Origin of the sequence: Bartonella sp. AA56HLJMS (assembly GCF_042197145.1) — a bacterium.
Classification (GTDB): domain Bacteria; phylum Pseudomonadota; class Alphaproteobacteria; order Rhizobiales; family Rhizobiaceae; genus Bartonella.
In genome coordinates this window covers 1-10,592 of the sequence record NZ_JBHIRL010000016.1, presented here as the reverse complement: position 1 = coordinate 10,592, position 10,592 = coordinate 1, and the positions used below count along the sequence as shown (strand labels likewise).

Annotated in this window: 9 protein-coding genes; 3 read left to right on the top strand and 6 right to left on the bottom strand. The window is 39.0% G+C overall.

The genetic code is table 11. The annotated features are described in order from the left end of the window. Positions 1–1,046: 1,046 nt before the first annotated feature. From ACFINI_RS07905 to ACFINI_RS07890, 4 genes are all read right to left on the bottom strand, one after another. Positions 1,047–1,496, bottom strand: coding sequence for a hypothetical protein (locus ACFINI_RS07905; RefSeq protein ID WP_273791317.1), 450 nt, complete (start codon positions 1,494–1,496; stop codon positions 1,047–1,049). Positions 1,497–1,540: 44 nt separating this feature from the next. Beyond that, the gene (locus tag ACFINI_RS07900) at positions 1,541–1,906 is read right to left on the bottom strand and encodes a hypothetical protein (protein WP_375647511.1); all 366 of its coding nucleotides are present in this window, start codon (positions 1,904–1,906) and stop codon (positions 1,541–1,543) included. Positions 1,907–2,892: 986 nt separating this feature from the next. Continuing rightward, entirely contained in the window at positions 2,893–3,906 is a 1,014-nt protein-coding gene (locus ACFINI_RS07895) for a sensor histidine kinase (protein WP_375613649.1), read from the bottom strand. A gap of 22 nt (positions 3,907–3,928) precedes the next feature. After that, a complete protein-coding gene (locus ACFINI_RS07890; RefSeq protein WP_375607013.1) occupies positions 3,929–4,723 on the bottom strand; it encodes a response regulator in 795 nt (264 codons plus the stop codon). A 168-nt stretch (positions 4,724–4,891) separates the two neighbouring features. Here ACFINI_RS07890 and ACFINI_RS07885 point away from each other — a divergent pair, with 168 nt between their 5' ends. The 3 genes from ACFINI_RS07885 (at position 4,892) to ACFINI_RS07875 (ending at position 7,312) form a co-directional block, all read left to right on the top strand. Beyond that, on the top strand, positions 4,892–5,095 hold the full coding sequence (locus ACFINI_RS07885) for a NepR family anti-sigma factor (protein WP_375610684.1): 204 nt from the start codon (positions 4,892–4,894) through the stop codon (positions 5,093–5,095). Between the two features lie 7 nt (positions 5,096–5,102). Continuing rightward, the gene (locus ACFINI_RS07880) at positions 5,103–5,657 is read left to right on the top strand and encodes an RNA polymerase sigma factor (protein WP_375611691.1); all 555 of its coding nucleotides are present in this window, start codon (positions 5,103–5,105) and stop codon (positions 5,655–5,657) included. Positions 5,658–5,881: 224 nt separating this feature from the next. Next, complete coding sequence (locus tag ACFINI_RS07875) at positions 5,882–7,312, top strand: sensor histidine kinase (protein ID WP_375611692.1); 1,431 nt, start codon at positions 5,882–5,884, stop codon at positions 7,310–7,312. A 286-nt stretch (positions 7,313–7,598) separates the two neighbouring features. On the opposite strand, the gene ACFINI_RS07870 is transcribed toward ACFINI_RS07875, so the two are convergent. After that, entirely contained in the window at positions 7,599–7,802 is a 204-nt protein-coding gene (locus tag ACFINI_RS07870; RefSeq protein WP_375647446.1) for a hypothetical protein, read from the bottom strand. A gap of 408 nt (positions 7,803–8,210) precedes the next feature. Beyond that, positions 8,211–10,199 (bottom strand): M23 family metallopeptidase, encoded by a 1,989-nt coding sequence (locus ACFINI_RS07865; RefSeq protein WP_375647441.1) that lies wholly within the window; start codon positions 10,197–10,199, stop codon positions 8,211–8,213. Positions 10,200–10,592 lie beyond the last annotated feature (393 nt).

Here is a 10,592-nt window from a genome sequence, read left to right as displayed (position 1 = left end):
CTGTATAAGCGCTTGTGGTGATGTTATTGGTATCATGATAGTAAATTGTATATACTCAAGAAGCTTCTTGCGCTTTCTTTGGATTTTCACCGGCAGTATTGAGACTTAACGAAGGCTGTTGACAGAAAAGATTGCCTCTTTGCTGGGATTTAAGTGAGGGAATACAGAGAAAACCACATCCGTGTATTTTAAGAGGCAGTTCTTTTATGAAGAACGCAATGTCGTTGTTTTATTTAATTCACACTTATATTCAATGTATTCATGCCCATTTCGCACTGGTGTTCATGAATTCTATCATGTGAAATCCATCGGTTATCTTTGCTTAATAAAAGATGTAAACTGGGCGTTATTGCTTTAATTTTCAATGTTGCAACAGTTCTTCTTTTGATACCTGATCATTCATAAGAGGTATTTTATTCATCCATTTCCTTGCTGGGATATGTGAGGAAATGATTTTGATTCAGTTTTTTACGAACAGATTTGAAAGGGAGAATCTTACAGTATTTGAGGTTCTCATTTGACATGCAAAATAAATCATCACTATAAATTAACATGTTGAATTTTTGCACTCAAGAAGAGGTATTTCTTGCACGTTTATTAGCTTTTCCCAAGTGATGTCATTTTCTTAAAATGGGAATGCGTTGACAGAAAGGTTTCTTCTTTTCCAAGATTTAAGTGAGGGGATACAGTAAAAATGCGCCGTCGCCCGTGTGGTGGATATTTAAGACTTATCACATTAATTTATAATAATAATTCATTGTTTTGAATGTTAGGTGAGAGCCCCTAAACCCCTAGAATTCTCTCATTTCCAAATTTGTTCCATGTTGGATCAACAAAAACCATTCGCTTGCACGTTGCAAACGGGGAGAGCCCGTGTGGATAAATTTGTATAAGAAGGAATAAAAATGGCTCTTATGAACTCTCTCTCTAGGGCCAAGGATTGTGGGCAACATCCACGAGTTGGCAAAGCGTGTGATAGTATCGGCTTGCAGAAAATGTTTAAACCCTCAGGATGCTATGTTAAGCGCTTATTGATGTTAGTTTTCTTAATGGGGCATTATCTTCGAACTCTCTTTTGTTGTTTCAACAGAAAGAACGGCGATTAGAGCACCGGTATGATAATTGTAAATCATAAATTTTGTTTGTCCATCAGGGGTTAAAACTTTCAGTACAATATTGTGTTCTGAGAGGCTTTGCGACAAAATCTGTGTTTTTTCCGGTAGAGAGAGCGTATGATGGATAACGTGTGGGTTTTTGCTGGGAGAGGAAGATAACTCGGTTTGTTTTGGCGCTGATCCGGTTGTTATCACTTTATAAACAATTAAAAACAGTACGGTTAGAATAAGGAAAAGCGTTATTAAAACGGAAATAATCATTAAACCCATAAGTTTTTTTCTCACTCGTTCTACGGCAGGGTCTAAAGGGAGATCTTGAGGCAGAGAATTTTGCTCTGTGTGATGGTCTTTTGAAGGTTGCATTCGCTTATTATCCATCATGTCTTTCATTGATTATTTTTTTGAGATCTGATGGGTTTATGCTTTTAAAGTTTTTTGTGCAAGAGGTTTGTGGAAGAAGAATGCAAAAGAGGAAGCGATGTTGATAAAATATCTTCTTTGTGGACTGTAGACAGCTTGTCCTTTACGTTTTGGCTTTTAAGAAGAAAATTTCCATGGTTTGTTACAGACCAGATCAAGTTTACTTCTTGTTGATGTAAACTGGGTTGTACGTTTATACATTGAGCAAAAATTTGTTGTCCATAAAGTGCAAACTTTTTTGTGGACGGGACCATGGCCTGTTCACAAGCTTGAGCCGTGGGATAGATTTTAACCATTGTATTGTTCGAATAGCAACTATTAAAATCATCTGTACATGAAACTAATAAGAGGATAAAAACAAGGGGATTCATCAATTATTTTCCAAATGACAGGTTGACAGAGCGGACTCCAATTTGTCAGTCTAGGGGCTTCTTCACTGTTAAACGCTTTCAAAGTTTTTTAGTTCCCCTTTGAGATGCGTTTTCCCCTTTATAGTGAATTAATCAAAGTCATTGGCTTGCACGTCATAAAAGGGTGTGTGTGGGGGGGGCTCTATGTCGGTGAGTAATATTTGAAAAAAGCCTAAAATGCCTCTTATGGACGCTCTCAAAGGTCAATGGCTGTTGTAACATGAGAGACAAATGGTATGATGATGCTCAGCTACTACTTTTATGAAGTGAAAAGGGGTATGAAGGTAAAGAAGGACGTGGCGTAACAAGGGGCGGTTTTGATGGTTCACTTTACGGGGACTATTATATCTTATTTACAGATACTGTTTTGAAATGAGCGTGGATGCGCTGGGAAATATTAAAAAAGTGCGTGAATGAGGGACACAAGTGTATTCTGTTTTAGGATGCCCTATTGTACTTGAAGAGAATATCTCCATTATAGAATGCGATAAATAAAAGCGTAAAATATGTAATTTTCATCAATTAATTGTCGTTGTCGTGGATGCTTTAAGTCCGTAAAGCTGAAGAGTGATGATGGATATTAGCTTTACTCCTTGAAATTTCATATTCTGCCAAAATAAAATTATATACGCATTGCGAAAATTACACAAAAAGAGATGGGTAACAGGCTCGCTTTTATTTTGCATATAAAAGCTGAAACGGTTTGCTCTTTATCGTTTTGGTTTCTGTTTTAAAATATGCCGGTTATATGAGGGATGGAAGTTGATTGACAGCGGGAATGGATTTTATGTGGCTTTCAGTTCTCATCGTTAAGGTTTTGCGGAACTATTGGGGGACTATAGAGGTTGGTTTAAAGGGGTTGAAAAATATCTTTGTGCTTAATAAACAGATGCGACATTTTGCTAAAAAAGGGGAAACTTCTCTTGTTCATTGTTTAAAATGCTCTTTTAAGAAAAAATATCAAAATAAGTATCAGGAACAGAGAGGCAATAGACAATTCCTTCTTGTGTCAATCTGAGAGAAGCTGAACCATTCACGGAAATGGGAACGATTTTTTCGAGAACGGCACTACCAAAACAGGCTTTTTTATTGTTTGTGGGAGGGATGCCGGATTCAAAATTTTCATGCCAAGTGATGATAAGTTGCGTTTTGCCATTCAGTTTTGTTTCGATTTCACAGCGTACACAGATGCTCCCCTTTTCTTGGGAAAGGGCTCCAAAAGAAAGAGAATTGACAATCAGTTCATGAAAAGCCAAACCGATATGCAAAGCGGCATTGGGAAAAAGATAAGGATCGACGCCTTCAAGTGAAAAACGTTCTGTTTCTTTCATAAAATAACCTAAAGCCTGCGTTTGGACCAATTCGCGAAATTGAGCACCGCGCCAATCGGAATCAGTGATCAGATCTTGAGAATGAGAAAGAGAATGAAGACGACCTTGAAATTTTCGTAAAAAAACCTGAAGAGATTCAGTATAGCGGGCGGTTTGGCTGGCAATACTTTGAATGATCGCTAGAAGGTTTTTAGAACGGTGACTGACTTCGCGAAGAAGGATTTTAAGCACTTGTTCACGGCGGCGTAAGCCGGAAATATTGACACCGGTGGTGATAATACCAATAATGTCTTCGTTATCATTGCGGTGGCAATCAATAGAAAATTTGTACCAAATCTCTTGTTTGTTTGTATCTTCAAAACGTGCTTCAACAGTTTGCATTTTGCCACTGGCTAAAACTTGCAGTTTGATGGTTTCCATATTGTCTGCAAGGTCAAGCGAAAAAAAGTCGCTGTCACGACACCCAACCCGCCATTTATTGTGCAAATGGTGGGGCAAGTTTTCAGCCCATAAATAAACCAGATTTGTTGCCTGATAGAGAACGCAAATATCCGCACCACGAATCGCTTGCATGAGCGCACTCATATGAGATCTATCCATGGGAGGCTTTGAAAGAGGCGTAACAATCATAATTTTAAGATGTTACCCTGTTCTAAGCCGCTTTAGAAGCATTCTCTTGAAAAAATAAAGCTTGGGAAATAAGCGCTTTCACCATATCTGGGTTAAAAGGTTTGGTCACTAAAAAAGTTGGTTCTGGACGCTCGCCAGTGAGAAGCCTTTCGGGAAAAGCCGTGATGAAAATCACTGGTATACGGTCATTTTTCAAAATCTCGTTGACCGCATCAATCCCTGAACTGTTATCGGCTAATTGAATATCAGCCAAAATCAACCGTGGTTTTTTCTTATGATACATGATGACAGCTTCATCACGCGTGCGCGCTATTCCTACAACATGATGACCTAGGCTTTCTACCATTTGCTCAATATCAAGTGCAATAAGAGGTTCATCTTCAATAATCATTACTTCAGTGGCAATTTGTTGAGAAATATCAATGGATGCTTGGTTGAGAAGCTTGCGAAATTCTTTCGTATCCAGATTCATGATTTCGCTGGCGTCTTGTTCATGAAATCCTTCAACGGCAATGAGCAAAAATGCTTGGCGTGCACGGGGCGTGAGATAGGATAATTTGGCACTGGTTTTTTGTTCAAGACCAAATTGGGGCAGGGGTTCAGGGATGTTTGGTGTGGTTTGGTCAAAAAGATGGCAAAAAAGCCAATAGGTACCAATTCGGTCAGTGGAGGCTTTGGGAAAAATGGAGATGTCGGCAATGAGTGCTTCCAACATCGCTGAAACATAGGCATCGCCAGAGGATTGGCTACCGGTGACAGAGCGGGCAAAACGCCGAAGATAGGGAAGATGCGGGGCAATGCGCGTTGATAATGACATAATTTATAACTCCTTTGACCTTTCAAGCATTTTGTTGGTTGAAATTCTCAACCGATAAAAAAGTTCCTTGATTTGTATGGAACTTTTTACCGGCAGCTATATTTACAACTATAAGGCGAAAAATTCTTCGCGGTGCTACTAGTAATATATGGATTAGGGGGATGAAAAATGAACGACCGTGATGAAAAAAATCTCACCACACAATTTAGAGTTGGAGATGATCTTCTCGGGGTCAATAGCGAAATAGCACGGAAGTTACGTCAATTTTACATGGAAATTCAAGAAGAAGCACTGCCACGGTGTTTGCTTGAGCTTTTAGAGAAGTTGGAGCGCGCAGAGCAATTTGGCTTAAACAATGTGGAAAAGGTTTGAATCCTTTATGTCAAAGTGCGCGAAAAACTTTAAACAAGAACTCCTTTCTGTGTTGCCGGCTTTACGAGCTTTTGCTGTTTCTTTAAGTGGCAAGCACGATAAAGCCGAAGATTTGGTCCAAGATACTGTTATGAAGGCATGGGCTAAGCAAGATAGTTTTGAGATGGGAACTAATCTTAAAGCTTGGCTTTTTACCATTTTGCGCAATGAATTTTATAGTCAAATGCGTAAAAAGGGAAGAGAAGTTCAAGATACCGACGGCGTGTTTACTCAAAATGTCGCTGTTCATCCTGCTCAATATGGATCACTTGATTTGCAAGATTTCAAAAAAGCCTTAAATTTGCTTTCTGCCGATCAAAGAGAAGCCATTATTCTCATTGGCGCATCGGGATTTTCTTATGAAGATGCTGCGGCTATTTGTGGTTGTGCTGTTGGAACCATTAAAAGCCGTGTGAGCAGGGCGCGTAATCGATTACAAGAACTTCTTAAAGTCAACGGTGAGTCTGATTATGGTCCTGATTCTTACTCAGCTGGAAGTACATTGTGTTCATTTAACGGCTAAAAAAGCATAATAATTATGATCGATAGCCTTGTTTTTTTTATTCCCGTTATAGCTATTACAGTAAAGTCAGTATCTGAGGGAATTCAGAAGTTTGGCGTGTATCTTTAAGAACACAAGAAAAGCCTGTATAAAACTTTCTCACGGGCTTTAGGTTTTATGTTCCATAAGGTTGCCTTCCTTTGTGCTGAAAAATGACGACTTTCAAGTTCGCCAATGGACATTCTATGACAACAAAAACAAATTTGATGCCTCAAATGCCTTCTTCTGATGCAACAATATCACGCTGGCGGTGGGGTGCGATTGTTGTTTCTCTTGTTATGGCTCTTTTGGCATCGGTTTTTATTATGTTGCTTTCAAATGCCGTTGATCGAGAAGTCGCACAGTTGAATACAAGTTCAGAATTGCGCGAACAGGCTGATTTGGTCCTTATTAGCCTGATTGATATGGCTGTTGCTGACCGCAGCTATGCAAAAACGCGCAAGGCGGAAGATAAAATACGTTTTGAAAATGCAGAGCGGGAGTTGGGGAATATTCTCGACTATATCGCACTTATTGTTTATGCGCATCCGCAGTGGTATAAATGGTTTACGGCTTTTAAAGAAGAGGTTGAAGCACGAAAAGCCTTTATGAATGCCCATATGCGTGCTCTTGATGCGATTCCTGAACAACCTTCTCAACCTTCTCATGCGGACTCTTTGGAAGTATCAAAGATTCCTGTAGCGCGTTTAGCTCAATTGATGACAAGCTTTATTAATGGGGATGATGTGGTGCGACAAAAACAGCGTGAGGGTATCGCATTGATGCGGGCGGCTTTGACATTGGCGGCTATTGTTTCCGTTGTGAGTACCTTTATTTCTGCCTATTTTGTTATTAATCGTTTTCATCGTGATATGCGCTCTTTAAAATTGTATCAATTGCTGCTTCATAGTGAAAATATCGCTCTGGAAGCCCGCGTGAAAGAACGAACACAAGAATTAGAAAGAGCACGTAATCACGCTGAAAAAGAACGCCAACGGGTTGAAATATTGTTGCAGGATGCAAGCCATCGTATTGGCAATTCTCTTGGGACGGTGTCTTCTTTGTTGGGGCTCCAGTTAAACCGGAGCAAAAATGAAGAGGTCCGTGCTGTTCTAGGGGCTGCACGTGATCGTATTCAGACAATTTCTACAGCACATCGTCGTTTGCGCTTAAGTGATGATATGGAAACGACACTATTGGCAGAGTTTCTCAGCTCTGTTGTGCATGATGTCGAATTGGCAGTCCCTTTTGAATTGCGTGAAAACATCACCATTCACACCAACTTTAAAGATTGTCGCCTGTCTTCAAGAGATGCGACAACACTTGGAATTATCCTTGGCGAGTTGCTAACCAATTCCTTAAAACATGCCTTTCCTGATCAACGGTCTGGTCATATTTATATCTCCTTTGGTCCCCAGAAAGATGGACAATTGATGCTCATTGTAGAAGATGATGGCGTGGGAATGAAAAGCCAAACTTTAAAACAAAAAACAGGACTTGGTCGTGTGGTCGTGGAACAGCTCTGTATGCAATTTGGTGAAAAACCTCTGTTTGAAACTTCTGCTTTAGGAGGTACAAAGATTGTCATTCCTTTGCCAAAACTTAGTATGAATAGTTCAAAAAAAAGCTCTGACTGATTTTTTAAAAGGGTAAATTTTCTCTTTTCTCGTGGTAAGCTGCCTTTCATTCATCGTGAATGTATGGGGAGGGCATCTTTTCACAAGAAGAAGGAAAAATACGGCTTCAGTAGCGCGAACACAGCACCATTCATATCAGATTGTCAATTGCCTTCAAGAGAAACAACTTTGCTTCTTTATCTTTTGGTGTAATGTTTGATTTTCTCTCTTGTTGTTTTTTTGCTTTGTTGACTCCGATGATCGGCTTTCAAAGTTCTCCTTGTCTGAGAGCTTTGAAGTGCTTAAGTTAGCCTTTAAATTTATTTTGAATAAGTGCTCCTTTAAGCCAATAATACTTATATTCGTAAGCTCTATTGCTTTGCAAAGAGAGAGTTTTTTCAAGTTTTGTTATTTTTTGTAAGGCATGTGAAACTTTAAATATGGGGTGTTTTTGTAAAAGTGTGTAAGGAATATTCTCAAGGATAACTTGCTTAGAAAGTTCATGAAACACTGTCCTTTAGGGCTATGCACAACAAGCATTCAATAGGTGGAATCTATTCAACAAAAAGTCGGGTTGTTTATAGAATGATATGGATTTTAGAATCTTCATCCTTTAGCGGGCACCTCTTTGATTTGAGATTTTATTGCATGGCAAATAAGGACGGGCTATCGTTTTGATAAAATAAACAAGAAGAGTTAGCCTTTTGGGGTTTCATATTTTTCACTTTTCTATTGTGCGTAAACCTGAAAAGGGGAGGGCGTTTTATTTTTAATCATTGTGATGCGACCTTGGGTGGTGGCATCTTTCGGCGTATTCTTTAATAGATATTTAAAATGCGGAAATCTCTTTGAGAAAAGTAAGCGCTCAAGCATATTTTTTAGATGTTTTGAGTCGTAAAAATGCAGATGCTTTCATGCTTTAAGTCTCTTCGGAGGGTGCTATTGGGCTGTTGATCAAGGCATCAATGTTGTTTTTTTCTTGTAGGAATGTTTGTAGGTCTTGATTGGTTAAGGCTTTGCTATCCGGTATACGAATGCGCATGGGATCAACTTTGACGCCATTGACAATGATTTCAAAATGACAATGGGGACCGGTTGCCATTCCTGTTGATCCAACATACCCAATAATTTGTCCTTGTCGTACTTTCACGCCTGGTTTGATGTCTGGTGCATAACGACTTTGGTGTGAATAACTGCTGACATATCCATTGGCATGTTGAATTTCCGTATGGTTTCCATAGCCGCCTGTTACGCCTACTCTTGTGACAATACCATCTCCTACAGCAATAATGGGTGATCCTTTAGGAGCAATCCAATCAACACCCGTATGCATGCGGACATAGCCTAAAATAGGATGTTTGCGTGGACCAAAGGGAGAGCCAAAAATGCCATTTGGTGTGGGTTTGCGCAGCAAGAAAGGCTTTGAACTTTTCCCTTCAGAATCATAATAATCAACGCTTCCATCTTTTAATTGATAACGGTAATATTTATAAGTTGTATTCCCAAAAGTTGCACTAATATAACGAATTTCTGGATCAGCGTTCTTGGATACTTCCTTTGCTTTCAAATTCTTTTTGCCGTTTTTGTTTTCTTTATCGCTTTGTGGTACAGCATAAAATATTTCGATCTGATCATTGGGTGTTATCGGACTTTTCATATCAATATTGGTGGCCAGCAGACGAATAAGACGATGAGAGAGAGATTGTGATATATTATGGCTTAGCAAAGCACTATAGAGTGCATCATAAGCCGTTGGTAATTGTGCGCTATTGATATAAGAATGTGGAATACCATTTTGAAAAGCCGTTTTAAGTGCTTTAGACATTTTAGGCTCTGTGCTTTCAATGAATTGGCCTTTATCATTCAGGGCAATGGTGAGAACATGATGCATCCCTTGATAGATACTTGCGCGTACGAGATGGTCTTCTTCACCAGCTTGTGTCACGATACCAATGCGTAAAAGGCTTCCCTCTTTAAGGGAATCGGAAAGGCTTATTTTTTCTAGCGTTTTTACAACCTGGTCAATTTGCTTTTTTGTATAACTGGTTTTTTTGAAAGCATCGGCTATCGTTTGTTTTTTACGAATAGGAATAATATCTTCAACATAGTTTTTCGTCAGATCGATACGGTGACTTTGAGGAGAAACGGTTACATTTTCTTGAACGATTCGAACTTCAGGGGATTCTGTGCCTTGGGAAGGGGAGGATACATCTTCTAATTTTAAAGGATCAATCAATGTGAGAACTGAAAGAAGTTCGGAGCTCTTTTCTAAAGTAAATCCAGCTTTTTGTACTTCTTGTTGTGCCTCTTCATCTGTCAATGTGTCGCTGTCATCAAAATCGAATTGATTTACCTTAAAATCATAGCTGCGTAAGGTGAGTTTTGTTTCAACCTTTGCTCCATAAATCTGCCCAGAATCTTCTTGTGGTGCGATATTTTGATTTTTCGTATCACTAGCAAGAATGCTTAAAGAATCAAATTTTGGATAGCTATATTTCTGGGGGCGATTTTCGGCTAAAGCCATACGAATCCATTCAAAATGTTGTGTTTGAATGACTTTTTCATCGCCTTTTTTTTGTAGAATCGATAATTCAAATTGACGTTTTCTGTCAAAGCTTTGCCTTGCATGAGTGGGAGAAATACGGTCGCCTTTATAGCCATTGGCCTCAGGGGCTTGTGATTCTGATAGGTTTTCTTGCGTAAACCATTGTGGCGGTGTTACCAATCGCTGTTGTTCATCAAGAGCCGTAAAAAGTGCAATCCCCATAAGAATGCAGGAAGTGATTCCTGTCAGAATGGTTCCCGTAAGCCAACGAGCAGAGACCTGTCGGCGCGCAGGCCGCAAACGCTTGACGACAAGAGCAGGGTCTTGTCCAGGATCGTTTTTTTGTTGTTCGTTATCCCACATAGATTTATAAGAGTACTTTTCAATATTAAATAAAGAAAGCTAGATAGATAGCTTAAAATGCTTCTACAGGAATTTGATTCTTTTTACAAATTACAGATCATGCGATTCTCTTTATACAGCAATGTCTTTATAAATCGTATCTGCGCAGAAAGTTTTCTCTATTAAAGTAGCATAAAACAAGTGTTATTGTGATTAACTCATTCCTAGGCAACTTCCTATTTTTATGCATTGCAATGGGGTGCTATATTTTACTTTAAAGGCGCCATGCTCTCTTTGAACTCCTTGCTGTTTTCATGTTTTATTTTTATGAAGGCAGATTTTTCCAATAATGTTTTGAAATAGGATTTTTTGTTCAATATTTTATTGGTAAAGTTTGGGTTATTTTATTTAAAA

Coding starts and splice junctions, on each gene's coding strand:
- ACFINI_RS07905 (WP_273791317.1), bottom strand. CDS start 1,496: ATGATGGATAATAAGCGAATGCAACCTTCAAAAGACCATCACACAGAG.
- ACFINI_RS07900 (WP_375647511.1), bottom strand. CDS start 1,906: ATGAATCCCCTTGTTTTTATCCTCTTATTAGTTTCATGTACAGATGAT.
- ACFINI_RS07895 (WP_375613649.1), bottom strand. CDS start 3,906: ATGATTGTTACGCCTCTTTCAAAGCCTCCCATGGATAGATCTCATATG.
- ACFINI_RS07890 (WP_375607013.1), bottom strand. CDS start 4,723: ATGTCATTATCAACGCGCATTGCCCCGCATCTTCCCTATCTTCGGCGT.
- ACFINI_RS07885 (WP_375610684.1), top strand. CDS start 4,892: ATGAACGACCGTGATGAAAAAAATCTCACCACACAATTTAGAGTTGGA.
- ACFINI_RS07880 (WP_375611691.1), top strand. CDS start 5,103: ATGTCAAAGTGCGCGAAAAACTTTAAACAAGAACTCCTTTCTGTGTTG.
- ACFINI_RS07875 (WP_375611692.1), top strand. CDS start 5,882: ATGACAACAAAAACAAATTTGATGCCTCAAATGCCTTCTTCTGATGCA.
- ACFINI_RS07865 (WP_375647441.1), bottom strand. CDS start 10,199: ATGTGGGATAACGAACAACAAAAAAACGATCCTGGACAAGACCCTGCT.